22 protein-coding genes and 1 pseudogene are annotated in these 25,058 nt (G+C 77.5%); 17 read left to right on the top strand and 6 right to left on the bottom strand.

The window, feature by feature from the left end; translation table 11 throughout:
- A pseudogene (locus WDV86_RS13475) lies at positions 1–633 on the top strand (anthranilate phosphoribosyltransferase); the annotation flags it as partial.
- A 65-nt stretch (positions 634–698) separates the two neighbouring features.
- On the opposite strand, the gene WDV86_RS13480 reads toward WDV86_RS13475, so the two are convergent.
- Positions 699–2,570, bottom strand: a complete 1,872-nt coding sequence (locus WDV86_RS13480) for a DEDD exonuclease domain-containing protein (RefSeq protein WP_339568150.1) — start codon at positions 2,568–2,570, stop codon at positions 699–701.
- A 188-nt stretch (positions 2,571–2,758) separates the two neighbouring features.
- On the opposite strand from WDV86_RS13480, the gene WDV86_RS13485 reads away from it, so the two are divergent.
- Genes WDV86_RS13485 through WDV86_RS13495 form a run of 3 tightly spaced genes read left to right on the top strand, consistent with a single transcriptional unit; the run spans position 2,759 to position 5,766 of the window.
- The gene (locus tag WDV86_RS13485; RefSeq protein ID WP_339568151.1) at positions 2,759–3,142 is read left to right on the top strand and encodes a hypothetical protein; all 384 of its coding nucleotides are present in this window, start codon (positions 2,759–2,761) and stop codon (positions 3,140–3,142) included.
- Positions 3,120–4,544, top strand: coding sequence for a hypothetical protein (locus tag WDV86_RS13490; RefSeq protein WP_339568152.1), 1,425 nt, complete (start codon positions 3,120–3,122; stop codon positions 4,542–4,544). The genes WDV86_RS13485 and WDV86_RS13490 overlap by 23 nt, the downstream gene beginning before the upstream one ends.
- A gap of 1 nt (position 4,545) precedes the next feature.
- On the top strand, positions 4,546–5,766 hold the full coding sequence (locus WDV86_RS13495) for a glycosyltransferase family 4 protein (RefSeq protein WP_339568153.1): 1,221 nt from the start codon (positions 4,546–4,548) through the stop codon (positions 5,764–5,766).
- Here WDV86_RS13495 and WDV86_RS13500 read toward each other — a convergent pair.
- The gene (locus WDV86_RS13500) at positions 5,757–7,544 is read right to left on the bottom strand and encodes an AMP-dependent synthetase/ligase (protein WP_339568154.1); all 1,788 of its coding nucleotides are present in this window, start codon (positions 7,542–7,544) and stop codon (positions 5,757–5,759) included. The two genes, WDV86_RS13495 and WDV86_RS13500, sit on opposite strands and share 10 nt — an antisense overlap.
- Before the next feature lie 156 nt (positions 7,545–7,700).
- Here WDV86_RS13500 and WDV86_RS13505 point away from each other — a divergent pair, with 156 nt between their 5' ends.
- The 4 genes from WDV86_RS13505 (at position 7,701) to WDV86_RS13520 (ending at position 11,163) form a co-directional block, all read left to right on the top strand.
- The gene (locus WDV86_RS13505; protein ID WP_339568155.1) at positions 7,701–8,153 is read left to right on the top strand and encodes an SRPBCC family protein; all 453 of its coding nucleotides are present in this window, start codon (positions 7,701–7,703) and stop codon (positions 8,151–8,153) included.
- Positions 8,154–8,228: 75 nt separating this feature from the next.
- Entirely contained in the window at positions 8,229–9,170 is a 942-nt protein-coding gene (locus WDV86_RS13510; RefSeq protein WP_339568156.1) for an ROK family glucokinase, read from the top strand.
- A gap of 206 nt (positions 9,171–9,376) precedes the next feature.
- Complete coding sequence (locus WDV86_RS13515; protein WP_445263088.1) at positions 9,377–10,381, top strand: ROK family glucokinase; 1,005 nt, start codon at positions 9,377–9,379, stop codon at positions 10,379–10,381.
- On the top strand, positions 10,378–11,163 hold the full coding sequence (locus WDV86_RS13520; protein ID WP_339568158.1) for an endonuclease/exonuclease/phosphatase family protein: 786 nt from the start codon (positions 10,378–10,380) through the stop codon (positions 11,161–11,163). Before WDV86_RS13515 ends, WDV86_RS13520 begins: the two co-directional genes overlap by 4 nt.
- Here WDV86_RS13520 and WDV86_RS13525 read toward each other — a convergent pair.
- The 4 genes from WDV86_RS13525 to WDV86_RS13540 all read right to left on the bottom strand — a co-directional run bounded on the left by WDV86_RS13525 (position 11,133) and on the right by WDV86_RS13540 (position 14,231).
- Entirely contained in the window at positions 11,133–12,125 is a 993-nt protein-coding gene (locus WDV86_RS13525) for an aldo/keto reductase (RefSeq protein ID WP_445263089.1), read from the bottom strand. The two genes, WDV86_RS13520 and WDV86_RS13525, sit on opposite strands and share 31 nt — an antisense overlap.
- A gap of 173 nt (positions 12,126–12,298) precedes the next feature.
- Positions 12,299–12,715, bottom strand: coding sequence for a MerR family transcriptional regulator (locus WDV86_RS13530; RefSeq protein WP_339568574.1), 417 nt, complete (start codon positions 12,713–12,715; stop codon positions 12,299–12,301).
- Positions 12,712–13,344 carry a hypothetical protein gene (locus tag WDV86_RS13535; RefSeq protein ID WP_339568160.1) on the bottom strand — a complete coding sequence of 211 codons (633 nt, stop codon included), beginning with the start codon at positions 13,342–13,344 and terminating at the stop codon, positions 12,712–12,714. Before WDV86_RS13535 ends, WDV86_RS13530 begins: the two co-directional genes overlap by 4 nt.
- Positions 13,341–14,231, bottom strand: a complete 891-nt coding sequence (locus tag WDV86_RS13540; protein WP_339568161.1) for an alpha/beta hydrolase — start codon at positions 14,229–14,231, stop codon at positions 13,341–13,343. The genes WDV86_RS13535 and WDV86_RS13540 overlap by 4 nt, the downstream gene beginning before the upstream one ends.
- 201 nt (positions 14,232–14,432) lie before the next feature.
- Here WDV86_RS13540 and WDV86_RS13545 point away from each other — a divergent pair, with 201 nt between their 5' ends.
- The 9 genes from WDV86_RS13545 to WDV86_RS13585 all read left to right on the top strand — a co-directional run bounded on the left by WDV86_RS13545 (position 14,433) and on the right by WDV86_RS13585 (position 24,918).
- On the top strand, positions 14,433–15,344 hold the full coding sequence (locus WDV86_RS13545) for a lysophospholipid acyltransferase family protein (protein ID WP_339568162.1): 912 nt from the start codon (positions 14,433–14,435) through the stop codon (positions 15,342–15,344).
- Between the two features lie 9 nt (positions 15,345–15,353).
- Positions 15,354–16,286 carry a 4-hydroxy-tetrahydrodipicolinate synthase gene (gene dapA / locus WDV86_RS13550; protein ID WP_339568163.1) on the top strand — a complete coding sequence of 311 codons (933 nt, stop codon included), beginning with the start codon at positions 15,354–15,356 and terminating at the stop codon, positions 16,284–16,286.
- Positions 16,283–17,968: a ribonuclease J gene (locus tag WDV86_RS13555; protein WP_339568164.1), complete on the top strand. Its 1,686-nt coding sequence runs from the start codon at positions 16,283–16,285 to the stop codon at positions 17,966–17,968. The genes dapA and WDV86_RS13555 overlap by 4 nt, the downstream gene beginning before the upstream one ends.
- Before the next feature lies 1 nt (position 17,969).
- Positions 17,970–18,494 carry a hypothetical protein gene (locus WDV86_RS13560; RefSeq protein WP_339568165.1) on the top strand — a complete coding sequence of 175 codons (525 nt, stop codon included), beginning with the start codon at positions 17,970–17,972 and terminating at the stop codon, positions 18,492–18,494.
- A gap of 76 nt (positions 18,495–18,570) precedes the next feature.
- Positions 18,571–21,507 carry a DNA translocase FtsK gene (locus WDV86_RS13565; RefSeq protein ID WP_339568166.1) on the top strand — a complete coding sequence of 979 codons (2,937 nt, stop codon included), beginning with the start codon at positions 18,571–18,573 and terminating at the stop codon, positions 21,505–21,507.
- Positions 21,508–21,514: 7 nt separating this feature from the next.
- On the top strand, positions 21,515–22,180 hold the full coding sequence (locus WDV86_RS13570; RefSeq protein WP_339568167.1) for an NYN domain-containing protein: 666 nt from the start codon (positions 21,515–21,517) through the stop codon (positions 22,178–22,180).
- A 40-nt stretch (positions 22,181–22,220) separates the two neighbouring features.
- On the top strand, positions 22,221–23,765 hold the full coding sequence (rimO, locus tag WDV86_RS13575; protein WP_339568168.1) for a 30S ribosomal protein S12 methylthiotransferase RimO: 1,545 nt from the start codon (positions 22,221–22,223) through the stop codon (positions 23,763–23,765).
- The gene (pgsA, locus tag WDV86_RS13580) at positions 23,762–24,385 is read left to right on the top strand and encodes a CDP-diacylglycerol--glycerol-3-phosphate 3-phosphatidyltransferase (RefSeq protein WP_339568169.1); all 624 of its coding nucleotides are present in this window, start codon (positions 23,762–23,764) and stop codon (positions 24,383–24,385) included. The genes rimO and pgsA overlap by 4 nt, the downstream gene beginning before the upstream one ends.
- Positions 24,382–24,918 (top strand): CinA family protein, encoded by a 537-nt coding sequence (locus tag WDV86_RS13585; RefSeq protein WP_339568170.1) that lies wholly within the window; start codon positions 24,382–24,384, stop codon positions 24,916–24,918. The genes pgsA and WDV86_RS13585 overlap by 4 nt, the downstream gene beginning before the upstream one ends.
- Positions 24,919–25,058 lie beyond the last annotated feature (140 nt).

Raw genomic sequence — 25,058 nt, forward strand, 5'->3', positions numbered from 1 at the left:
GCCGTCGAGGTGGGCATCACCTTCTGCTTCGCGCCGGTCTTCCACCCGTCGGTGCGCCACGCCGGGCCGGTGCGCCGCGAGCTCGGCGTCCCCACGGCCTTCAACCTCCTGGGACCGCTGTGCAACCCGGCGCGGCCGGCGGCCATGGCCGTCGGGGTGGCGGACGTGCGCTCGGCGCCGCTGGTGGCGGGCGTCCTGGCCGGGCGGGGCGTCGACGTCCTCGTCGTGCGGGGCGGCGACGGCCTCGACGAGCTGACGACGACCGCGCCGTCGACGGTGTGGTGGGCCGTGGGCGACGTCGAGACCGGCGGGGCTCCCGGCGGCACCGCCGCCGTCGAGGAGCTCGTCCTCGACGCCGCCGACCTCGGCCTCGACCGCGCGCGGCCCGAGGACCTGCGCGGCGGGGGGCCCGCGGAGAACGCGGCCGTCGTGCGCGAGCTCCTGGCTGGCACCCGCGGGCCCGTCCGCGACGCCGTGCTCCTCAACGCCGCCGCCGCGCTCGTCGCCGCCGAGGGCCGGGGCGGGGACCTGCTCGCCCGGATGCGCTCGGCGCTCGACCGTGCCGCGACGTCGGTCGACTCCGGCGCCGCCGCCGACGTGCTCGACCGCTGGATCAGCGCCGCGCGCTCCTGAGCGCGCCCCCGAGCCAAGGGCCCGTCGACGACCTGTACCTGTGAACCTCGACGTGAGGGTGAGAGTCACCGGGTCCCGCGGGTGACCTCGCCACCGGACGGCGGCTCGAGGGCGAGGTCCTCCGCGCCGCCGGCCGAGGTGAGGAGGGCCGGCAGGCGCAGGCCGTCGGCGAGCCCGGCGGCGCCGTGCAGGGGGCTGGACCAGGTGCCGTCGAGCTCGACGAGGCGGACGCTGTCCTGCTCCAGCCAGCGCGCGAGAAGCGCGGTCTCCTCGACCAGCGCGGCGGGGGCCGGGCCGGGCGGCGCCTCGACGACCTCGCCGGTGGCGTGGAGCGAGGCGACGACGGGCATCGGGTCGGTGCCGGCAGGCGCTACCGCGCTGCCGGCGAGGCGGCCGTGGCGGACGAGCACCAGCTCCCAGCCGCCGCCGTCCTCGGCGGGGCGACGTCGCGCCGCGACCAGCTCGCGCAGGGCGGCGAGCGGGGCGAGCCGGTCGTGGGCGCTCGCCGCGTCGAGGAAGGCGCGCAGCCTGTCGCGGTGGCAGGCGGCCTCCTCGTACCGCTCCCGGGCGGCGGCGTCGGCGGCCCGGCGCAGGCCCGCCGCGACGACCGGGCGGGCGTCCCCGGCGAGGCTCGTGCGCGCCTGCTCGACGACGGCCGCGTACTGCTCGTGCGACTGCGCCCCCGTGCAGGGCGCGCCGCAGCGGCCGAGCTCGGCGAGCGCGCAGGCGGTGGCGGTCGGGGAGGGGCGCCGCGGCAGCCGTCCGCCGCACCGGCGCAGCGCGTGCGCCTCGTGCAGGGCCTCGACGGCGAGCCCGGCGGCCTGCGTGCTGCGCAGCGGCCCGAGGTAGGTGGCGCCGTCGTCGGCGACGCGGGAGACCACCGACAGGCGTGGGTAGGGCTCCTCGGTGAGCTTGACCCAGCGTCCCCGCTCCGGGCGGGTGGAGCGGCGGTTGTAGGCGGGTCGGTGCTCGTCGAGCAGCCGGAGCTCGCGGACGGCCGCCTCCAGCGGGGTCGGGCAGGGGACCGGGACGACGCGTGCCGCGCGGGCGACCATCTGGTCCATGCGGGCTCGGGTCTCGCCCGCGGTGAAGTAGCTGCGCACCCGTCGGCGGATGTCGCGCGACGTGCCGACGTAGAGGACCTCCCCGAGGGCGTCCTGGAAGACGTACACCCCTGGCGCGGACGGCAGCCCCTCGGCGAGGTGGCGCCGGGCGCGGCGCTGCGGCGACAGGCGGGCGCCGGCCTGCACCTGCTCGCGCAGGTCCTCCAGCGTGCGGACGCCGACCCCGCCGAGCCGCTCGAGCAGCCCGTGCAGGACGTCGACGGTGGCGCGGGCGTCGTCGAGGGCGCGGTGGGTCGGCGTCGTGGTCGCGCCCAGGTGGGCCGCGAGCGTGGCGAGCTTGTGGTCGCGCACCTCGCCGCGGGGCAGCACGGCCCGGGAGAGCGCGACGGTGCACAGCACCTCGTTGCCCGGCCACGCCCGCCCGCCGCGTGCCCCGGCGGCCTTGAGGAAGCCGGTGTCGAAGCGGGCGTTGTGGGCGACGAGCACGGCGTCGCCCGCGAGCTCCCAGAAGGCGGGCAGCACCTCCTCGACCGGTGGGGCGCCGCAGACCATGGCGTCGGTGATGCCCGTGAGGACGGTGATGAGCGGCGGGATGGGACCGCCCGGGTCGACCAGCGTCGCGAGCTCGCCGACGACCTCGCCGCCGCGGACCTTGACCGCGCCGATCTCGGTGATGGCGTCGGTGCGCGCCGAGCCGCCCGTCGTCTCGAGGTCGACGACGACGAAGGTGACGTCCTGCAGCGGCGTCCCGAGGTCGTCGAGCGAGGTCTGCACGGGCACCCGGACGGGGCGGGCCGCCGGGGTGGCCGCGGCGTCGAGGGTGGCCGGGGCGTCGAGGGTGGCCGGGGCGTCGAGGGTGGTCGGGGCGGGCATGGCGCGGACGGTAGGGGCGACCCCCGACGACGCCCGGGCCCGCCGCGCCCGCCGAGTGCTCCGGGCGCTGCGGGGCGGGTCGTGGGGGGCCCGCGAGAGGCCGGCGGGCGGCGTTGTCGGGGGTCGTCCCTAGCGTCCGGCGCACCGGTCGGGGACTCCCTCGGCCGTCGCCCGAGGGAGGAGTCCCCATGATCGTCGACTGCGAGCGCTGCGCCGTCCGCGGCCCCGCCTGCTCCGGCTGCGTCGTCACCGTCCTGCTCGGGATGCCGCCCCAGTCCGGGTCGCCGCAGGTCACGGCGCCCCGTGCGGCGCCGACGGCGGTACCGGTGGGCGTGCCGGTGGTCGGGCGCCGGTGGCTGGAGGAGAGCGGGGCGCTGCTGGAGGCCCCCGCCGACGGCCTGGACGACGCCGAGCGCGCCGCGCTCGACGTCCTCGCCGGGGCGGGGCTCGTGCCCCGGCTGCGGCTCGTGCCCGTCGCCGCGCCGCGCCCCGACGCCGCCGCCTGCGAGGCCCGGAGCGGGTCTCGTCCTCCCGCCTACGATGCGCGCCGTGGAGCGACCCGGGCCGGCTGAGGTGGCCGGCGCCGAGACCTCGGGGGACAGGCGGCGGAGAGGCCCGGCCCAGACCGGTCGTGCCCGGGCCGCGCTGGTCCTCGCGGTCGCCGGTGCCGTGCTCGTGCTCCTCGGCGTGCTGGCCGCCCTCGGGCGGGTGCCGGGGACGGGCGCGCCGGCCGCCGAGGAGGCGAGCACCGCAGCCACGTCCGCGGACGCCGGGCGGCGGGTCGCGCTGGAGGAGCTGCTGGCGGCCCGCTCCGCAGCGGTCCTCGCCGGGGACGTGGGCGGGGTCCTCGCGGGCGTCGACCCCGCCGCCAGCGCCTTCGCGGCCCGGCAGGTCGACCTGGTCGAGGGCCTGACCCGGCTGCCGCTGGCCGAGTGGTCCTACGACGTCGTCGCGGTGGGCCCGGGCCCTGCCGGGCGCCCCGGGAGCTGGGAGGCCGACACCCTGCTGTCCTACCGGCTCGAGGGCGTCGACGAGGTGCCGCAGGTGCGGCACCGCTCCTTCGCCGTCGAGGAGCAGGACGCAGGGCTGGTCCTCGTGGGCGACGGGGAGACGCCGGGCCGGCCCGACCCCTGGGACCTCGGCCTGGTCGACGTCGTCGCGGGGGAGCGCACCTTCGTCGTCGGCACGGCGCCCCGCGCCGTCCTGGCGGAGCAGGCCGTCCTCGGCGACGCCGCGGCCCGCCAGGTCGACGCGGCGTGGGGCACCGGCTGGCCCCGGCGCACCGTCCTGCACGTCCCGGCCGACCTCGACCAGCTCGCCCGGCTGCTCGGGCGCGCCGGGGGAGCCAGCCCCGACGTCACGGGTCTCGACCAGCTGGCCGCGCTGACGACGGGCGCCGACCGTGCCTCGGGCGAGCCCGGCGCCGAGGGCGCCGTCGACCGCGTCGTCGTCAACCCCGCCGCCCTCGATCAGCTCGGCGAGCTCGGCCGCGCCGTCGTCCTCACGCACGAGACGACGCACGTCGCCGTCCGTGCCGGCGCCGCCGACGACCCGCCGCCGTGGCTGTCCGAGGGCTTCGCCGAGCTCGTCGCCTACGGCGGCGCCACGGCCGGCGCCGACGACGACGTCCTGCCCCCCGAGGTCGTCGCTGCGGGGACGCTGGCCGCCGTGCGCGCCGGCGACGGCCCGACGGCGCTGCCCGGCCCGGCGGCCTTCGACCCGACGGGCGGGGACGTCGCGCCCGCCTACGGCCAGTCCTTCCTGGCCGCGCGCACGGTCGAGCAGCGCCACGGCCGCCAGGCGCTGCTCGACCTCGTGCGGGCGAGCGCCGGTCGCGCCGCCACGCAGCAGGAGGCCGCCGTCGCCCCGCTCCCGGCCGAGCGGGCGGTGCCGGAGGTCCTCGGCGTCACGCTCGTCGAGCTGGAGCAGCAGTGGCTCGCCGACCTCGGGTCCCTCGCGGCGGGCGGGAGCTGAGGTGGCGGGCCCGGCCGGTGCGGGGCGGGCGGCCGGTGGCCGCACCCTCGTCGTCACCAACGACTACCCGCCGCGCACCGGGGGCATCGAGACCTTCGTCGCGGCGGTCGTCGCGCGGCTGCCGCCGGAGGACGTCGTCGTCCACACCGCCCGCCAGGACGGCGACGCCGCCTACGACGCCGCCCGCCCGCACGCCGTGGTGCGCGACCCGGCGCGGCTGCTCGTGCCGACCCCGGCGGTCACGCGCCGCGTCGCCGCGACCGCCCGTGCGCACGGCTGCGACCGCGTCTGGTTCGGCGCGGCGGCCCCGCTCGCCCTCATGGCGCCGGCGCTCCGCCGGGCCGGCGTGCGGCGCGTGGTGGCCACGACGCACGGGCACGAGGTGTGGTGGTCGACCCTGCCCGGGACGCGCCGGGCGCTGCGCGCGATCGGCGACCGGGTCGACGTCCTCACCGCGCTGGGCCCGTGGTGCGCCTCGCGCATCGCCCGGCCGCTCTCCTGCGAGGGGCGCGCGCGCCTGCGACGTCTCGTCCCCGGCGTCGACGCCGACGTCTTCTCCCCGGCCGCCGACGGCGACGCCGTCCGCGCGGCCCACGGGCTGACCGGGCGGCCCGTCGTGGTGTGCGTGTCGCGCGTCGTCGCGCGCAAGGGGCAGGACACGCTCGTGCGGGCCTGGCCGGCGGTGCGCGCGCGGGTCCCGGGGGCGGCGCTGCTCGTCGTCGGCGACGGCCCCGGGCGGCGGCGGGTCGAGCGGCTCGCCCGGCGCCTGGGCGTCGAGCGTGACGTCGTGCTCGCCGGCCGGGTCCCGTGGGCCGACACCCCGTCCCACCACGCCGCCGGCGACGTCTTCGCCGTGCCCACCCGCACGCGGCTGCTCGGCCTGGAGCCCGAGGCCCTCGGCATCTGCTACCTCGAGGCCGCCGCGACCGGCCTGCCCGTCGTCGTCGGCCGCTCCGGCGGCGCCCCCGACGCGGTCCTCGACGGCCGCAGCGGGGTCGTCGTCGACGGCCGGGACGTCGGCGCCGTCGCCGACGCCGTCGCCGAGCTGCTCGCCGACCGCGACCGGGCCCGCGCCCTCGGCGCGGCCGGCCGGCAGTGGGTCACCGCGACGTGGTCCTGGCCGGAGCAGGTCGAGCGGCTGGCGCGCCTGCTCGACCCCGACGTCCCGCTGCCACCGGGCCCCGACCCGGCGCTGCGCCTGCCAGGGCCGGGTCAGGGGTAGAGCGCCTCCACCTCGCGCGCGTAGTCCGCGAGGACGACCGTCCGCTTGAGCTTGAGCGAGGGGGTGAGGTGGCCGGACTCCTCGGTGAGGTCGCCGGGCAGCAGGACGAAGCGGCGGACGGACTCGGCCCGGGAGACGGCCTCGTTGGCCGCGTCGACCGCCCTCTGCACCTCGGCGACCACCTCGGGCACGTCGGCCGCCTTCTCCGCGTCGACCTCGGGCAGGTCGTTGTTGCGCAGCCAGATCGGGAGCATGTCGGGGTCGAGGCTGACGAGCGCTGCGACGTAGGGCCTGCCGTCGCCGACGACCATGCACTGGCTCACGAGCGGGTGGGCGCGCAGCCGGTCCTCCAGGACGGCGGGGGCGACGTTCTTGCCCGACGCGGTGACGATGATCTCCTTCGTGCGCCCGGTGATCCGCAGGAAGCCGTCGTCGTCGACGTGGCCGAGGTCGCCGGTGCGGAACCAGCCGTCGACGAAGGCCTCGCGAGTGGCCTCCTCGTCGCGCCAGTACCCGCGCAGCACGTTCGGGCCCTTGAGCTGCACCTCGCCCTCGTCGTCGACCCGCAGCGCCGTGCCGGGCATGGGCGGGCCGACGGTGCCGATGCGCACCTCGCCCGGCCGGGTGCAGGCGGTCGGCGCCGTGGACTCGGTGAGGCCGTAGCCCTCGAGGATCGTGACGCCGACGCCGCGGAAGAAGTGGCCGAGCCGCTCGCCGAGGGGCGCCCCGCCGGAGACGGCGAAGGCGAGGCGCCCGCCCATGGCCGCGCGCAGCCGGGCGTAGACGAGCCGGTCGAAGAGGGCGTGCTGCAGCCGCAGCGCCAGCGAGGGCCCGCCGGTGTCCTGGGCCCGGCTCCACCGCTCGGCGACCCCGGCGGCACGCCGGAAGAGGTCGCCCCTGCCGGCGGCGTCGGCCTTGGCCTCGGCCCCGTTGTAGATCTTCTCGAAGACGCGCGGCACCGACAGGACGTACGTCGGCTGGTAGGAGGCCAGGTCGGCCGCCAGCTGCTTGACGTCGGCGGTGTGGCCGACCGGGGTGCGCGCCACGACGGCGAGGACCTGGATGAAGCGGGCCAGCACGTGGGCCAGCGGCAGGAACAGCAGGGTGCTGGCGTCGTCGGCGAGCACCTCCTCCTTGAGCACCGCGGCGGTGTTCTCGGCGAGCACGAGGAAGTTGCCGTGGGTCAGCTCGACGCCCCTCGGCCGGCCGGTCGTGCCCGAGGTGTAGATGACCGTCGCGAGCGAGTCCCCGGAGAGGGTGGCGCGACGACGGTCCAGCTCACCGGCGTCGACGTCGGCGCCGAGCGCCACGAGCGGGGCCAGGCCGTCGTCGTCGAAGGTCCACGTGGCGTCGTCCTCGCCCTCGGCCCTGGCTCGTGCCACCAGGGCGGCGTGCTCGGCGCTCTCGACGAGCGCGACACGGGCGCCGGAGTTCTCCAGCGTCCACGCCACCTGGTCGCGGGAGGAGGTCTCGTAGACGGGCACCGTGACGGCGCCCGCGGTCCAGATGGCGAAGTCGGCGAGCGTCCACTCGTAGCGGGTGCGAGCGAGGAGGGCGACGCGGTCGCCCGCCTGGACGCCGGCACCCACGAGCCCTCTGGCCAGCGCCTCGACCTCGTCGCGGAAGGTGGACCAGGTGACGTCGCGCCACCCGCCCTCGCCGTCTGGGCGTCGCAGGCCCACGGCGTCGGGGCAGTCCGTGGCGTTCTCGAGGACCAGCCCGGCGAGGTGGCGGCGGGGGTCGACCTCGACGACGGCGGGGCGGCTGGACTCGCGCACGGACGGCTCCCTCGCTGGGACGCCCGGGCTCGGGTGCCGGCCGGGCGCCGCACCCGGCACCTCCCCGGGCCGGCCCCCCAGCCTAGGTGCACCGCCCTGGGCGCGGCGGGCGTCGTCGCCCCGAGGCCACGGGGGTCGAGCGCTAGCCTCGCGCGCATGGCTGAGCGCACCTCCTCCTCCGCGGTCGTGGACGCGCCCCCGGAGCGGGTGCTCGCCGTCGTCGCCGACCTGGAGGCCTACCCCTCGTGGGCGGCGTCGGTCCGCACGGTCGAGGTGCTCGACGCGGGTGCCGACGGCCGGCCCGCGCGGGCACGCTTCCGCGTCGAGGGCGGCCCGCTCGCCGACGAGTACGTGCTGGCCTACGGATGGGACGTCGCCGACGACGGCACCGGGACGGTCCGTTGGCACGTCGACGAGCCCGGCCGGGTCCTCGCCGACCTGGACGGCTCCTACGTCCTGGCCGCCCGCGCCGACGGCGGCACCGACGTCCGCTACGACCTCGGGGTCGAGCTGCGCGTGCCCCTGCCCGGGCCGCTGCGCCGGCGCGCCGAGCGGACGCTCACGACCACCGCCCTCACCGAGCTGGCGCGCCGCGCCGCCAGCGGCTGACGCCCCCCGGCGACCCCCGCACCCTCCGCACGCGCCGCGAGGCCCCGCCCGCGGCACCCCCAGGACAGGAGCGAGATGAGCACGATCGGCGTGGACATCGGCGGGACGAAGATCGCCGCGGGGGTCGTCGAGGCGGACGGCACCGTCGCGGCACGCACGCGGCGGGTCACCCCCGCCACCGACCCCGAGGCCATCGAGGACGCCGTCGCCGACGCCGTCGCCGAGCTGCGGGCCGAGCACGACGTCACCGCGGTGGGGGTCGCGGCGGCCGGGTACATCGACGCCTCCCGCTCCACCGTCGTCTTCGCGCCCAACCTCGCCTGGCGCCACGAGCCGCTGCGCGAGGAGGTCGAGAAGCGCGTCGAGCTGCCCGTCGTCGTGGAGAACGACGCGAACGCCGCCGCGTGGGGGGAGTTCGTCCACGGCGGCGGCCAGGGGACGCGCGACATGCTGCTGCTCACGGTGGGCACGGGCCTCGGCGGCGGCGTCGTGCTGGACGGCGAGCTCGTGCGCGGCACCGGCGGCATGGGTGCCGAGGTCGGCCACCTGCGCGTCGTCCCCGACGGCCACCAGTGCGGCTGCGGGCGCACGGGCTGCTTCGAGCAGTACGGCTCCGGCCAGGCCCTGGTCCGATGGGCTCGCGCGCTCGCCGGCACCGACCCGACGGGGGCGGCGCGGCTGCTGGAGCTCGCCGGCGGGGACCCGGGCGCCGTCACCGGCCCGCACGTGACACGGGCGGCCGAGGAGGGCGACGAGGCCGCGCTGGCGCTCGTGGCGACCCTCGGCCGCTGGCTCGGCGAGGGTGCAGCCAGCCTGGCCGCCGTCCTGGACCCGGGGCTGGTGCTCGTCGGCGGAGGAGTGAGCTCGGCGGGGGACATGCTCCTCGCGCCCATGCGCCGGGCCTTCGCCGGCGCCCTGACGGCCGCCCAGCACCGCGAGCTCGCGCGGATCGAGCCGGCCGTCCTCGGCAACGACGCCGGGATGGTGGGCGTGGCGCACCTGGCGGCGCGCGGGTGAGCCAGCCGCCCCATCCCGAGCCGGCCGAGCCCGCCGAGCCCTCCTCGGCGCGCAGGCGCCCCCGCCCGCCCGCCGCTCGCGCGCAGGGCCGCGGTGCGACCCCCGCCGAGCGCCGCCGGGAGGCGCGGCGCTCGCGCGAGCCGCTCTTCCGCCGCGCCGAGGTCGACGAGGTCCGCCGGCTGCGCAGGGCGCAGGCCGGGGAGCGGCTGCGCCGGCAGGCGCGGCGCGCCGTCATCGGCGACGGGCTGGCCATCGGCATCGACATCGGCGGCACGAAGGTCGCCGCCGGCGTCGTCGACGGCCGCGGCCGCGTCGTCGCCCGGGCCCGCCGGGAGACGCCGACCCGAAGCCCGCAGGCGGTCGAGGACCTCATCGCCGAGCTCGTCGCGGAGCTGTCGGCGCGCCACGAGGTCGTCTCGGTGGGCATCGGCGCGGCCGGCTTCGTGGACGCGACGCGCTCGACCGTCCTGTTCTCCCCGCACCTAGCCTGGCGTGACGAGCCGCTGCGCGAGGCCGTCGAGGCGCGGGTCCGCCACCGCCTCGGGCGGCGGGTCGGGCGGCGCACGCTGGTGGAGAACGACGCCAACGCGGCGGCCTGGGCCGAGTACCGCTTCGGCGCGGGGCGCGGGGAGCCGCGCCTGGTGTGCCTCACGCTCGGCACCGGCATCGGCGGTGCCGTCGTGACCGAGGGCCGGCTCCAGCGGGGGCGCTACGGCATCGAGGGGGAGTTCGGCCACATGGTGCTGGTGCCCGGCGGGCACCGGTGCGAGTGCGGCAACCGCGGCTGCTGGGAGCAGTACGCCTCCGGCAACGCCCTCGGGCGCGAGGGCCGCGAGCTCGCGCGCGGCCGCTCGCCCTTCGCCCTGGGCCTGCTGGCGGAGGCGGGTGGCGACCCCGAGACCGTGCGCGGGCCGGTCGTCACCGCCGCCGCGCGCGCCGGCGACCCGGCGGCCGTCGAGATCGTCGAGGACACCGGCCGGTGGCTCGGCACCGGGCTGGCCAACCTGGCCGCCGCCCTGGACCCGGGCACCTTCGTCGTCGGCGGGGGCGTCAGCGACGCCGGCGAGCTGCTCCTGCGCCCGGCGCGGGAGGAGTTCCGCCGCACGCTGACCGGCCGCGGGTACCGGCCGGAGGCGCGGGTGCTGCTCGCCGAGCTGGGCCCCGACGCCGGTCTCGTCGGCGCCGCCGACCTCTCCCGGGGCTGGGGGTGAGCGGGGCGCGCCCGGCGCCGGCGCCCGACGTCCTGCGTGTGCTGACCTGGAACGTCCACGGGCTGCGCGCGGGCGCGGGCGCCGTGGCGCACGTGCTGCGGGAGGCCCGCTGCGACGTCGCGCTGCTGCAGGAGGGGCCACGGGGCCTGCGGACGGTGCCGCGGGCGGCCGACCTCGCCCGCCGCAGCGGCCTGCTCGTCGCGGCCGCCGGCCGCCCCGCCGCCGGGAACCTCGTGCTGGTCGCCCCGCGCCTGGCCGTCGACGTCGCCCGGGCCGCCGCCCTGCCGGTGCGGGGCCTCACGACGCCGGTCCGCGGCGTCGCCGCGGCGGTGCTCCGGCGACCGGGCGGGCGGCGCCTCGTCGTCCTCGCGGCCCACCTGGGCCTCGTCGAGGGCGAGCGCCGCGACCACGCGGCCCGGCTGGCCGAGGTGCCCGGGCTCCTGGCCCGAGACCTCGGCGAGCCGGACGACCTGCCGGTCGTCGTGGGCGCCGACCTCAACGAGCACCCCGGCGGGCCGTCGTGGTCGGCGGTGGCGCCGGGCGGCCGGGACTGCTGGGCACAGGTCGCGGCCGGCGCCGACGAGGGCGCCGGCGGCGGTGGCGCCACCTTCCCGGCCTCCCGCCCGCGTGCCCGCATCGACGCGGTGCTGGCGCGGGGCGTCGAGCCGATGCGGGCGGAGGTCCTCGCGACGGGTGCCGCGAGCGACCACCGGGCCGTCGTCGTCGACCTCGTCGTGACCGCCGCCGCCGCTCAGCGCCGCAGCGGGCTCATGTCCGCGTAGCGGTCCCCGACGTCCGCCCCCACGGGCAGGGTGCGGTCCAGGCGGGCGAGGAGGTCGGTGCCCAGGACGACGTCGACGGCGGCCAGGTTCTCGGCGAGCCGGCCTGCTCGCCGGGTGCCCGGGATCGGGACGACGTCGGGCCCCTGCGCCAGGAGCCAGGCCAGGGCGACCTGGGCGGCGGTGGCGTCGAGCTCGGCGGCGAGGGCCTGCACCTGCTCCACGAGCCGCAGGTTGGACGGGAGCCGGCCGTCCTGGAGACGGGGGTCGGACCGGCGGAAGTCGTCGGAGGCCAAGGCCGCCCGGTCGCGCAGGGCGCCCGAGAGGAACCCGCGGCCCAGCGGCGAGTAGGGCACGACCCCGACGCCGAGCTCGCGGGCGGTCGCGAGCACGCCGTCCACCTCGACGTCCCGGGACCACAGCGACCACTCGGTCTGCACGGCGGTGACCGGGTGGACGGCGTGGGCGCGGCGCAGCGTCTCCGGAGCGGCCTCGCTGATCCCCAGGTGGCGGACGTGCCCGGCGCGGACGAGGTCCGCCAGGGCTCCCCAGGTCTCCTCCACGGGCACGTCCGGGTCCACGCGGTGCTGGTAGTACAGGTCGACGTGCTCGACGCCGAGGCGCCGCAGGCTGGCCTCGCAGGCCGCCCGGACGTGCTCCGGGCGGCCGTCGACGGAGCGAGAGCCGTCGGGCCGGCGCCGGATGCCGACCTTGGTGGCCACGACCACCTGCTCGCGACGCTGGGCGACGGCTCGGCCGACCAGCTGCTCGTTGGTGAAGGGGCCGTACATGTCGGCGGTGTCCAGCAGCGTGCCCCCCGCGTCGCAGAAGGCCGCGATGGTCGCGAGCGACTCCCGCTCGTTGCTCGGGCCGTAGAACTCGCTCATGCCCATGCACCCCAGCCCCAGCGCGGACACGCGCAGGGCGCTCCCCGAGGCCGGGTCACCGAGGGTGCGCGACGGCAACGAGCCGGTGGCGGTGGCGGAGGGGCCGGTGGCGGAGGGAGTGGTGGCGGAGGGGGCGGGGAGGTGGTCGCGCGTCATGGCGCTCACCCTGGGAGCTCGAGCGCGCTCGAGGTCAAGCCGCGCCGACCGACGGCCGCCCCGGGGGCTCGAGGGGGCTCGGGTCAGGGTCCGGGTCAGGGCTCGGGGTGGCCGTCGTAGGTACGGATCTTGTGCCGGGTCGTCGCGAGCGCCTCGGCCAGGTCCTGCATGTCCGCCGCGACCCGTGCCGCGTGGTCGAGCATCATCTGCTGGCGCTCCGGGACGGTCGCCGGCCCGGCGTCGGAGAGGGCGACGTACCGCCGCAGCGCCTGCATCGACATGCCGGAGCGACGCATCTGCCGCACGAAGCGCAGCCGGCGGAGGTCGTCGGGGCGGTAGGTGCGCCGGCCGCCGACGTCGCGGTCGGGCCGGAGCAGGCCCTGGTCCTCGTAGTACCGGAGCGTGTGCACCGAGAGCCCGGCCTCCCGGGCCGCCTGGGTGATGCCGATGCCGATGCCGATGCCGATGCCGGTGCCGTCGTCGGCGCCCGGGCTCGTGGCCGACCCCCTCAGACCACCGCGCCGTCGTCGCCGTCCTCGTCGCGCGAGCGGGGCAGGCGCGAGACGAGGACGGCGAAGCCGGCGACGAAGGCGGCGACCCCGGCCACGACGACGAGCGTCGGCGCGTCGCGCCACACCAGGGCGCAGACGAGCAGCAGGGCAGGCCCGCCCAGGGCGCCCACCCACGCGGCCCGCACGAGGGGCGTCACCGGCGGGGTGGGCGGCAGGGGCGGCGGGACGAAGTGGTCCTCCGGCTCGGGCTCAGGCTCCCGGGGCGTCGGGCGCCGGTCCCCGGCGACGGCGTCGTCGGCCCAGCCGCGCGGAGCCGGGGTGGGGGCCGGGGCTGGCTCGGGAGTCGCCTCGTCCGCGGCGGGCGGGTCGCTGACCTGCTCGGCGGCGGCGTCCGCGTCGGGGGTGCCCTCGGCGGCGGCGTCGGCGGCGCTGCCGTCCTCGGCCGCGGGCGCGGCCTCCGGCGGGGCCTGCTGGTCCTCGACGACGGGCCGGGCGCCGTCCCCTGCCGAGGAGCCCCGCTCTCCGGCCGGGCGCGAGCCCGGCGGCTGCTCCCAGCGCGCGACGATCTCCGCCCAGGCCGCGTCGACGTCGACCGGGTCCTCCCCGCGCCCCTGACCCCGCTCGCTCACGCGGGGGCCCCCGCGCGCGTCCCCGTAGCCGTTCCCGCACGGTCTCCCGCGACGTCGCGGGCCAGCCGCAGGGTCTCCTCGACGACCACCGGCAGGTCGTGGTCGAGCGTCGCGACGTGGAAGCTGCGCTCCAGGCGCACGTCGCGGACGTCGCGCGAGGAGACCCCCTCGCGCACCCGCGCGGCGCTCGTCGGCGGGACGACGTGGTCGGTGCGCGAGCTGGCGACGAGCACCGGCTGGTGCACCCGGGAGAGGTCTGCGCGGACCCCGGCCATGAGCTCGACGAAGGACGCGAGCGCCCGCAGGGGCACGCGGTCGTAGCCGATCTCGTCGCGCCCCGGCGCGGCGATGTCGCTCGCCACTCCCGGGACGCTGCGCCGGACCAGCCGCAGCAGCGGCAGCGCCGCGAGCCGTGGGTCGCCGAGCAGGACCGCCGGGTTGACGAGGGCGAGGGCGTCGACGGCGTCCTCCTCGCGGGCCGCCAGGCGGAGGGCGAGCGCGCCGCCCATCGACAGCCCGGCGACCACGACGACGTCGCAGCGAGCCCGCAGCAGGTGCAGGTCCGCTCGGGCCAGGGAGTACCAGTCGCGCCAGGAGGAGCGGTCGAGGTCCTCCACGCTCGTGCCGTGCCCGGGCAGCCGGGGGACGGCGACCTCGGCACCGGCCTCGTGCAGGCCCTGCGCCCACGGCCGCACCGACGCCGGGCTGCCGGTGAAGCCGTGCAGGACGAGCGCGCCGACGCGCACGCCGTCCACGAGGGCCGGGCCGGCCGGGGGCGGGGCCGACCACGCGTGGGCGCCGCGGACGACCAGCGGGCCGCCCGAGCCCGCGGCGGCCGGCGCCGGCGCCCCCACGGGACGTCCGGTGCGAGGGTCGCGCTGGCGCATCTGACGATGGTGGCACGGGCCGCGCTGGCCCGGCGAGGCCGGGCGGCCACCTGCCCGCGGGAGGCGCCGGCTCCCACCCGCCTGGCGGTGCTCCGGCGCGCTCGCCCGCCCCGGTGGGCTCGCCCGTCCTAGAGTCCTGCGCGCACCGGAGGACCTCCGGGAGACCGGGACGGCGAGGACGACGCGGAGGGCGGGGGCGCGGTGCTCTACTGGTTGCTCAAGCGGTTCGTGCTCGGCCCGGTGCTCCTGGTGCTCTACCGCCCCTGGGTGGAGGGGCGCGAGCACGTGCCCGACCACGGCGGAGCCCTGCTGGTCAGCAACCACCTGTCCTTCAGCGACTCGATCTTCCTCCCGCTCGTGCTCGACCGGCGGGTGACCTTCCTCGCCAAGGACGAGTACTTCACCGGCCGCGGAGTCCGGGGGCGGCTCACCGCGACCTTCTTCCGCGGCGTCGGGCAGCTGCCGGTCGACCGCTCCGGCGGTGCGGCGGGCCTGGCCTCCCTGCGCAGCGGCCTGGCGGTGCTGCGCCGCGGCGAGCTGCTCGGCATCTACCCCGAGGGCACCCGCAGCCCCGACGGCCGGCTGCACCGGGGCCGCAGCGGCGCGGCGAGGCTCGCCCTGGAGGCCGGTGTGCCCGTCGTGCCCGTCGCCATGGTCGGCACGGCCGAGGTGCAGCCCGTCGGCCGGCTGCTGCCGGCGGTCCGACGCGTCGGCATCCGCATCGGCCCGCCCGTCGACCTCTCCCGCTACGCCGGCGGCGAGGGCGACCGCTTCGTGCTGCGGGCCGCCACCGACGACGTCATGCGGGCCGTCCTCGCGCTCTCGGGCCAGGAGTACGTCGACGTCTACGCCACCGTCATGAAGGAGGCGATCGCCGCGCAGCGCGAGGCGGCCGAGCACGGCCGCACCGTCGAGCTGCCCACCGGGGCGAGCGCACCCGGTGGCCTCCGGCGTGAGGCGGGCCCCGGGGAGCCGGCGGCAGGGGCCGGGGTCGCGGGCACGTCCGCCGTCGACGACCCGGCCGTCGGCGTCGAGGGTCGTCGGGGCTCACCCGCGAGGCAGCGCCACCACCGCCGGCCCGGGGTGCGCGGCGGGGGTCCCGCAGGTCGGTAGCGTGCTCCCGTGCCGCTGACGACGACGCCCCAGGGCACCCCCGGAGCCCCCGCGGCGCCCGCCCGTCCTTTCGGCTCGGTGCTCGTCGCGATGGCGACGCCCTTCGCCGCGGACGGCGAGGTGGACCTCGACGCGGCGGCCCGCCTGGCGACCACCCTGGTGGACGCCGGCTGCGACGGCCTGGTCCTCAGCGGCACGACGGGGGAGTCCCCGACGACGTCGACGGGGGAGAAGGCGCGCCTGCTCGGCGCCGTCCTGGAGGCCGTCGGCGCCCGCGCCCACGTGCTCGCCGGGGCCGGGGGCAACGACACCGCCGCCAGCGTCGAGGCGGCCCGCGCGGCCGAGGTGGCGGGAGCCCACGGGCTGCTCGTCGTCACCCCGTACTACTCCCGGCCGCCGCAGGCGGGGCTGCTGGCGCACTTCGGCGCCGTGGCGGACGCCACCGGGCTGCCGGTCATGCTGTACGACATCCCCGGCCGCACGGGGACGCCGATCGCCGTCGGCACGCTCCAGGCGCTCGCCGAGCACCCGCGCGTCGTCGCGGTCAAGGACGCCAAGAACGACCTGTACGCCGCCTCGCAGGTGATGGCGAACACCGACCTCGCCTGGTACTCCGGCGAGGACGCCCTCAACCTCGCCCACCTCGCGCAGGGCGCGGCCGGCGTCGTCAGCGTCGTCGGCCACGCCGCCGCCGGCGCCTACCGGGCGATGGTCGACGCCGTCGACGCCGGTGACCTGCCCACCGCCCGCACGCTCCACGCCCGGCTGCTGCCGGTCGTCGACCTCATGATGAACCGCGCCCAGGGCGCCGCCTCGGCCTCGGCCGTCGCGCAGCTGCTCGGTGCCACGACCTCCCGCGCCGTGCGGCTGCCCCTGCTCCCTCTCGACGAGGACCAGGTGGAGCAGCTGCAGGGCGCCCTGACGGAAGCAGGACTGCTGTGAGCCACCCCCACCCCGAGCTCTCCCCCCCGCCCGCACTCGCCGACGGCGCGCTGCGCGTCACGCCGCTGGGCGGGCTCGGCGAGGTCGGGCGCAACATGACCGTGCTGGAGACCGAGGGCAAGCTGCTCGTCGTCGACTGCGGCGTCCTCTTCCCCGAGGACCACCAGCCCGGCGTCGACCTCATCCTCCCGGACTTCTCCTCCATCGCCCACCGGCTCGAGGACGTCGTCGCGGTCGTCCTCACCCACGGGCACGAGGACCACATCGGCGCGGTGCCCTACCTGCTGCGGCTGCGCCCGGACATCCCCCTCGTCGGCTCGACCCTGACGCTGGCCCTCATCGAGGCCAAGCTCAAGGAGCACCGGATCACGCCGTACACGCTGACGGTGCGCGAGGGCCAGGTCGAGCAGCTCGGGCCCTTCGGGACCGAGTACGTCGCCGTCAACCACTCGATCCCCGACGCGCTCGCCGTGATGGTGCGGACCAGGGCCGGCTCGGTGCTGCTGACCGGTGACTTCAAGATGGACCAGCTGCCGCTGGACGGGCGCATCACCGACCTGCGGGCCTTCGCCCGCCTCGGGGAGGAGGGCGTCGACCTCTTCTGCGTCGACTCCACCAACGCCGAGGTCCCCGGCTTCACGATGAGCGAGCGGGAGATCGAGCCGGCCCTGGACCGGGTCTTCCGCACGGCCGAGCGGCGCATCATCGTGGCGTCCTTCGCCTCCCACGTGCACCGCGTGCAGATGGTGCTCGACGCCGCGGCGCGCTCGGGCCGGCGCGTGGCCCTCGTGGGTCGCTCGATGGTCCGCAACATGGGCATCGCCGCCGAGCTGGGCTACCTCACGGTGCCGGACAAGGTCCTCGTCGACGTCAAGGCCGTCGACGACCTGCCCCAGCACAAGGTCGTCCTCATGTGCACCGGCAGCCAGGGCGAGCCGATGGCCGCGCTGTCGCGGATGGCGAACAACGACCACCGGGTGCGGGTGGGCCGCGGCGACACCGTCGTGCTGGCGTCCTCGCTCATCCCCGGCAACGAGAACGCCGTCTTCCGCGTCATCAACGGGCTCACGCGCCTGGGCGCCAAGGTCGTGCACTCGGGCAACGCGCGGGTGCACGTCTCGGGGCACGCCAGCGCCGGCGAGCTCCTGTACTGCTACAACATCGTGCGCCCGAAGAACGTCCTGCCGATCCACGGCGAGCACCGGCACCTGCACGCCAACGCCGACCTCGCCGTCGCGACGGGCGTGCCGCGCCAGCGGGTGATCATGGCCGAGGACGGCGTGGCGGTGGACTTGAAGGGCGGCGTCGCGCGGGTCGCCGGCGCCGTGCCGTGCGGGTACGTCTACGTCGACGGCTCCAGCGTCGGGGCGATCACCGACGCCGACCTCAAGGACCGCCGCATCCTCGGCGACGAGGGCTTCATCTCCGTCTTCGTCGCGGTGGACGCCTCCTCCGGCGCCGTCGTCGCCGGGCCCGAGATCCACGCCCGTGGCGTCGCGGAGGACTCGGCGGTCTTCTCCCAGGTCCGCGGGCAGGTGGTGCAGGCGCTGGAGCAGGCCGCCGCGAACGGCACCACCGACACCCACCAGCTGCAGCAGGTGGTGCGCCGCGTCGTCGGCCGCTTCGCCTCGGGCAAGCTGCGGCGCAAGCCGATGATCGTGCCCGTCGTCGTCAGCGCCTGAGGTGGACCTCGGCGACCTCCCGACCTGGCTGGGCGTGCTCGTCTCGGCCCTCGCGCTGGGAGCGGCGGCCGTCGCCGCGACCCACGCCGGTCGGGTGCTGCGGATCGAGTCGGCGCGCGACGCGCGGGCGGAGGAGGACCGCCGCGAGCTCCAGGCGCGCGGCGTCTCGGCCTGGGTCGCCGTCCACCTCGACGACCGCGGGAGCCGCCAGGACGGGTTCGTCCTCCACAACGTCTCGGACGCCCCGGTCCACGACGTGACCGTGCGCTTCCTGTCGCCGGACTACAAGGGGTGGCGGGACGCGACCATGCTCGTGGTCCCTCCCGGCCGGTACTTCACCCGCGACGGCGAGCCGACGTACGGCTGGTACTTCCCCGACCACGTGGACGCCTACCCCGGCACCATCAGGCCGGTCATGAAGAAGGAGCAGTGGCGCGTCGCCGAGCTGACCTTCACGGACAGCGCGGGACGCCGATGGCGCCGTGACGGCCGGGGGACCCTCTCGACGACGCCGCGGGACGGCTGAGGTCCAGGCGCGGCCGGTGCCCGCCGCGCCGCTGCGGCTCGTCCGCGCCGTCGGCGGGCCCGGCTACGGTGCCGGTATGGCGACGCGCGGCACGACGACGGCGCGCCGCTCCGGCGGCGGGAGCACCCGGGGCGGCGCCGCCAAGCCCTCCTCCAGGGGCTCCTCGGCCGCCGCGAAGGACGCCGGCGGGGGCAAGGGCTCGCCGCCGCGCACGGGCGCCTCGGTCGCCGGCCGCGCCGCCAAGGGCCTGTGGACGGGGACGTCGCACGTCGTCGGCGGGACGGTCCGCCGCGTCGGCGACGGCGCCCGCGACCTCGACCCGGCCCACCGCCGCGACGGCCTGGCCTTCCTCCTGCTCGCCCTCGGCGTCCTCGTGGCGGCGCGGGAGTGGTGGGGCATCACGGGCACCCTCGGTCAGGGCGTCCACCTCGTCGTCGCCGGTGCCTTCGGCCTCGTCGGGCTGCTCGTCCCCGTCCTGCTGCTCGTGGCCGCCGTGCGCCTCATGCGCCACCCCGACAGGCCGGCGCGCCCGGGGCGGTCCTGGGTCGGCATGGCCTCCCTCCTCCTCGCGGTCTGCGGCCTCGTGCACCTGGTCGCCGTCGGCGCCGACGCGCCGTCCACGTGGCCGGTGCTGCGCAGCGGCGGCGGGGCGGTGGGCTGGCTCGCGGCCGTGCCGCTGTCCGTGGGCGCCTCGCCCGTCGTCACCGTCCCGGTGCTCGTGCTGCTGGGCGTCTTCGGGCTCCTCGTGCTCACCGCCACGCCCGTGCACGCCGTCCCCGAGCGGCTCGGCGCCCTGCGCGACCGCGTGCTCGGGCGCGGGGACGACGAGGACGAGCACCACCAGGCCGACGGCGAGGCCCCGCGGCCGCGGGGCCGGCGCGGACGGCGCCGCGACGACGCCGGGCCGGAGGCCCACGAGGAGACGCCGGCCGAGGAGCCCTCCGGCGGTCGCGCGCGACGGGCCGCCGAGCGGCTGCGGGCCCGCGGCCGGGACGAGGCGTCGGCGGGCCCCGCGGCCGAGGAGCCCCCGGGCTGGTCGGCGGCCGGGGACGAGGAGGCGCCGGCGCGACCTCGCCGCCGCGGCACCCCGCGGCCGCGGGACGACCAGGGTGCCCAGGCGCTCGACCCCGTCGAGGCGACGACGCAGCAGCAGGTGCAGCAGCCGGGCGGTCCCGCGCCCGAGGCGCAGGGGGACGGCGCGCCGGCCGCGGCCGCGAAGGGGCGCCGCCGCGGCGCCCCGCCCGGGCAGAAGGTGCCCAGCTCGACCCCGGAGGAGCTGGAGGCGCCGCCGGTCAGCCAGCTGCCGCAGCGCGTGGAGCAGCTGCTGCTGGGTGGTGACATCACCTACAGCCTGCCGCCGTCCGACGTCCTGACGCCGGGCTCGCCGCACAAGGCCCGCAGCGTCGCCAACGACCGGGTCGTCGAGGCGTTGACCGGCGTGCTCGACAGCTTCGACATCGACGCCGCCGTCACCGGCTTCAGCCGCGGCCCGACCGTCACGCGCTACGAGGTCGAGCTCGGCACGGGCGTCAAGGTCGAGCGGGTCACGGCGCTGAGCAAGAACATCGCCTACGCGGTCGCGAGCGCCGACGTGCGCATCCTGTCCCCGATCCCGGGCCGCTCGGCCATCGGCATCGAGATCCCCAACGCCGACCGCGAGACCGTGTCGCTGGGCGACGTGCTGCGCAGCCAGGCCGCCCGCAACCAGGCCCACCCGCTCGTCATGGGCGTCGGCAAGGACGTCGAGGGCGGCTACGTCGTCGCGAACCTCGCGAAGACCCCGCACCTGCTCGTCGCGGGTGCCACCGGCGCCGGCAAGTCCGGCTTCGTCAACGCGATGATCACCTCGGTGCTCATGCGGGCCACGCCCGACGAGGTGCGGCTCGTGCTCGTCGACCCCAAGCGGGTCGAGCTGACGATCTACGAGGGCATCCCCCACCTCATCACCCCCATCATCACCAACCCCAAGAAGGCCGCCGAGGCCCTGGAGTGGGTGGTCCGGGAGATGGACACGCGCTACGACGACCTCGCGACGTACGGCTTCAAGCACGTCGACGACTTCAACGCGGCCGTGCGCGCGGGGCGGGTGACCCCCAAGCCCGGCAGCGAGCGGACGCTGCAGCCCTACCCGTACCTGCTCGTCGTCGTCGACGAGCTGGCCGACCTCATGATGGTCGCCCCCCGCGACGTCGAGGCCTCGATCCAGCGCATCACCCAGCTCGCGCGGGCGGCGGGCATCCACCTGGTGCTGGCGACCCAGCGCCCGAGCGTCGACGTCGTCACGGGCATCATCAAGGCCAACGTGCCCTCGCGGCTGGCCTTCGCGACGAGCTCGCTGGCCGACTCCCGTGTCGTCCTGGACCAGCCGGGCGCCGAGAAGCTCATCGGCCAGGGCGACGCCCTCTTCCTGCCGATGGGCAGCTCCAAGACGATGCGCGTGCAGGGGGCGTGGGTCACCGAGGCCGAGATCGGCGCCGTCGTCGCCCACGTCAAGCAGCAGCTGGCACCGGTCTACCGCGAGGACGTCGTCGTCGCGGCGCCGGAGAAGAAGGTCGACGAGGAGATCGGCGACGACCTGGAGCTCCTGCTCCAGGCCACCGAGCTCGTCGTCACCACCCAGTTCGGCTCGACGTCGATGCTCCAGCGCAAGCTGCGCGTCGGCTTCGCCAAGGCCGGCCGGCTCATGGACCTGCTCGAGTCGCGCGGGGTCGTCGGGCCGAGCGAGGGCTCGAAGGCCCGCGACGTGCTCGTGCGCCCCGACGACCTCGAGGACACCCTCGCCCGGCTGCGCGGGGACCCGGTGCCCGGCGGTGGGAACCCCGACCAGGCCTACGACCAGGCCGTCGAGGTCGAGCCGGCGCCGCCGCAGCCGACCGGCGGCTACGGAGCACCGGGCGAGGACGAGTGGGACGCCGGCCTGCCCCCGCCGCCGCAGCGCTACGACGACGGTGCCGACTGGTCCGACGACGACGACGAGGGTGGCGACGACGCATGGCAGCTGACGGGACGGTGAGGCGCGCATGAGCGTCGTGGAGGAGGCTGCGGCCGAGGTGGTGGCCGACCCCGAGGGCGACGGCACGCCGCCCGCCCCGCCCCTGGACCTGCTGGTCTGGGACGCGCCGAACATCGACATGACGCTCGCCAACGTCATCGGCGAGCGCCCGTCGCCGTCCTCGCGCCCACGCTTCGACGCGGTCGGCCGCTGGCTCGTCGGGACGGCCGGCGACCACGAGGTGGAGGGGTGCGTCTTCACCAACATCAACCCCTCCCACGTCGCCAGCGTGCGCCCGTGGGTCGAGGCGGTGCGCTCCTTCGGGTTCTCGGTGTTCGCCCGCCCGAAGTCCCGGCCCGAGGACGACGTCGACGAGGCGATGCTCGAGCACATCTCGCGCCGGGCGAAGGAGGGGCCGCTCGCCCGCGTCGTCGTCGCGAGCGCCGACGGGCGCAACTTCCGCGAGCCGCTGGAGGACCTCGCGCGGGCCGGCGTGGAGTGCGTCGTCATCGCCTTCTCCGAGGTGGCGGGCTACGCGCAGGAGTCCGACCTGCTCACCTTCATCGACCTCGAGGAGGTGCCCGGCGCGTTCACCATGCCGCTGCCGCGCATCCGCCTCGACAACCTCCCGCCCGAGGGCGCGTGGCTCCGGCCCACCCGCTCGCTGCGCGCGCTGGTCGAGGGGGCTCCCTGAGGTCTCGGGACGCCCGCACCCGGCCCCTACAGTGGTCGGGATGAGCCCGACGTCGCCGACGCCCCAGACCGCCCCCACGGCGGGTCGCTCGGTCGCGCTCGTGACCCTCGGGTGCGTGCGCAACGAGGTGGACTCCTCCGAGCTGGCCGGGCGGCTCGCGGGGGCCGGCTGGTCGCTGGTCGAGGACGCCGCCGAGGCCGACGTCGCCGTCGTCAACACCTGCGGCTTCGTCGAGCAGGCGAAGAAGGACTCGGTCGACGCGCTGCTCGAGGCGGGAGAGCTCAAGGAGACCGGCCGGACGAGGGCCGTCGTCGCCGTCGGGTGCATGGCCGAGCGGTACGGCACCGAGCTGGCCGAGCAGCTGCCCGAGGCCGACGCCGTCCTCGGCTTCGACTCCTACGCCGACCTGGCCGGCCACCTCGACGACGTCCTCGCCGGGCACCGGCCGGCCAGCCACGTGCCCCGGGACCGGCGCTCGCTGCTGCCGCTGAGCCCCGTCGCCCGCCGGGGGAGCGCCGTCGCGACGCCGGGGCACGGGGCCGGCACGTCGAGCCCGGACGAGCAGGCCGCCGGGGAGCGGGCGGCCGACGAGCGGGCCGCGGGGCTGGCGCCGGCGTCCGGACCGCCCGTGCTGCGTCGGCTGCTCGACCCCGGCCGTCCGTGGGCGCCGCTCAAGCTCGCCTCGGGCTGCGACCGGCGGTGCACCTTCTGCGCCATCCCGGCCTTCCGCGGCGCCTACCTCTCGCGACCTCCGCAGGACGTGCTGGCCGAGGCGCGGTGGCTGGCCGAGCAGGGCGTGCGCGAGGTCCTGCTCGTCAGCGAGAACTCCACGTCCTACGGCAAGGACCTCGGGGACCTGCGGTCCCTGGAGCAGCTGCTGCCGCGCCTGGCCGCCGTCGAGGGGCTGGAGCGGGTGCGCGTCACCTACCTGCAGCCGGCCGAGGTGCGCCCGGGCCTGCTGGAGGCGGTCGCCGGCACCGAGGGCGTCGCCGACTACTTCGACCTGTCCTTCCAGCACGCCTCGCCGACCGTCCTGCGCCGGATGCGGCGCTTCGGCGGCACCGAGCACTTCCTCGCCCTGCTGGAGCGGGTGCGCGCGCTGGCGCCGCGCGCCGGGGTGCGCTCCAACGTCATCGTCGGCTTCCCCGGGGAGACCGAGGCCGACGTCGAGGAGCTCGCGACCTTCCTCGAGGCGGCGCGGATGGACGTCACGGGTGTCTTCGGCTACTCCGACGAGGACGGCACCGAGGCAGCGCGCCTCGACGGTCACCTGCCGGCGGCCGTCGTGGAGGAGCGCCGCGCGCACCTGGAGCAGCTCGTCGAGGCGCTCGTCGACGAGCGGGCCGCCGAGCGCGTCGGCGAGCGGGTGCGGGTGCTCGTGGAGGAGGACGTCGACGAGGGGGCCGACGGCCCCGACGCGCGGGCGCTCGTCGTCGGGCGCGCCGAGCACCAGGGCCCCGAGGTCGACGGCGCCACCGAGGTCCACCTGCCGCCCGGTGCGCCGCGGCCGCGGGTCGGTGAGCTGGTCGAGGCGGTCGTCACCGGCTGGGCCGGCGCCGACCTCGTCGCGGAGCCGGTGCCATGACGTCGTGGCTGGTCGCCCGTCGTCACGCCGACGGCACGGCGAGCGCCTGGAACGTCGCCAACGCGCTCACCGTGCTGCGGGTGCTGCTCGTCCCGCTGATGGGGGCGCTGCTGCTCGTCGAGGGCGGCCAGGACGCGGGGTGGCGCCTCGCGGCCTTCGCGGCCTTCGCCGTCGCCATCGCGACCGACAAGGTCGACGGAGACCTGGCCCGGCGGCACGACCTCGTCACCGACTTCGGCAAGCTCGTCGACCCCATCGCCGACAAGGCCCTCATCGGGACGGCGCTCGTGCTGCTGTCGGCGCTCGGGGAGCTGCCGTGGTGGATCACCGTGGTCGTCCTGGGGCGCGAGCTCGGCGTGACGCTGCTGCGCCTCGTCGTGATCCGTCGTGGCGTCATCCCAGCCTCGCGCGGCGGCAAGGCGAAGACGGTGCTGCAGAGCCTCGCGATCGGCGTGTACCTGCTGCCGACGGTCGACGCCGTCGCCGCGTGGAAGCCCGGGCTGGGCCTCGGGCTGGTGCTCGTGGCGACCCTGGTCACCGTGGTGACGGGGCTGGACTACCTGGCCTCTGCGGTGCGCGGACGCCGCCTCGGCCCGCGGACGCTCCCGCCGACGTCGTGACCGCCTCCGCCTCGACGTCTCGCCAGGGCGCAGGGGGCGACCCCTTCGAGCGGCTCGCCCGTCGGTGCCTCGACGCCGCGCGGGCCGCCGGCGTCGTCGTCGCGACGGCGGAGTCGTTGACCGCCGGGCTGGTCAGCGCCCGGCTCGCGACGGTCGCCGGTGCCTCCGAGGTCCTGCGCGGCGGGGTCGTCGCGTACGCCCCCGCGGTCAAGGTGGACGTGCTCGGCGTCGCGCAGGAGATGCTCGACGAGCACGGCCCGGTGCACGTCGACGTGGCGCTCGCCATGGCCGACGGCGCCCGTCGGCTGCTGGGCGCCGACGTCGCCGTCGCGACGACGGGCGTCGCCGGCCCCGGACCGGCCGACGGCCACCCCGCCGGGACGCTCGTCGTCGCCGTCACCGGCGTCGAGCGCCCCCTGGTGCGGGTGCTGCACCTCGACGGTGACCGGTCCCAGGTACGGGCCGGTGCGGCCGCCGCCGCCCTCGGGCTCCTCGCCGCGGCGCTCGGGGCGCCGCAGGAGGCGGGCGCGTGACGCCCCGTCCGTCACCCGTGCTGCTGCTGCTGGCGTCGTCGCCTCGCCCTCACCGTCGCCCGGGCGCGGTGGAACAGGTGTCCAGCGCCGCCCGTTGGAGTGGTCATGCACGGATCTCATGGCCCCACACCCTCGGCGGC

This window comes from Pseudokineococcus sp. 1T1Z-3, assembly GCF_037482365.1.
Classification (GTDB): domain Bacteria; phylum Actinomycetota; class Actinomycetes; order Actinomycetales; family Quadrisphaeraceae; genus Pseudokineococcus.

Bases quoted from the DNA above. Each gene is read 5' to 3' on its own strand.
- WDV86_RS13480 (WP_339568150.1), bottom strand. From the start codon at position 2,570: ATGCCCGCCCCGACCACCCTCGACGCCCCGGCCACCCTCGACGCCCCG.
- WDV86_RS13485 (WP_339568151.1), top strand. From the start codon at position 2,759: ATGATCGTCGACTGCGAGCGCTGCGCCGTCCGCGGCCCCGCCTGCTCC.
- WDV86_RS13505 (WP_339568155.1), top strand. From the start codon at position 7,701: ATGGCTGAGCGCACCTCCTCCTCCGCGGTCGTGGACGCGCCCCCGGAG.
- WDV86_RS13510 (WP_339568156.1), top strand. From the start codon at position 8,229: ATGAGCACGATCGGCGTGGACATCGGCGGGACGAAGATCGCCGCGGGG.
- WDV86_RS13540 (WP_339568161.1), bottom strand. From the start codon at position 14,231: ATGCGCCAGCGCGACCCTCGCACCGGACGTCCCGTGGGGGCGCCGGCG.
- WDV86_RS13565 (WP_339568166.1), top strand. From the start codon at position 18,571: ATGGCGACGCGCGGCACGACGACGGCGCGCCGCTCCGGCGGCGGGAGC.
- WDV86_RS13570 (WP_339568167.1), top strand. From the start codon at position 21,515: ATGAGCGTCGTGGAGGAGGCTGCGGCCGAGGTGGTGGCCGACCCCGAG.
- rimO (WP_339568168.1), top strand. From the start codon at position 22,221: ATGAGCCCGACGTCGCCGACGCCCCAGACCGCCCCCACGGCGGGTCGC.
- pgsA (WP_339568169.1), top strand. From the start codon at position 23,762: ATGACGTCGTGGCTGGTCGCCCGTCGTCACGCCGACGGCACGGCGAGC.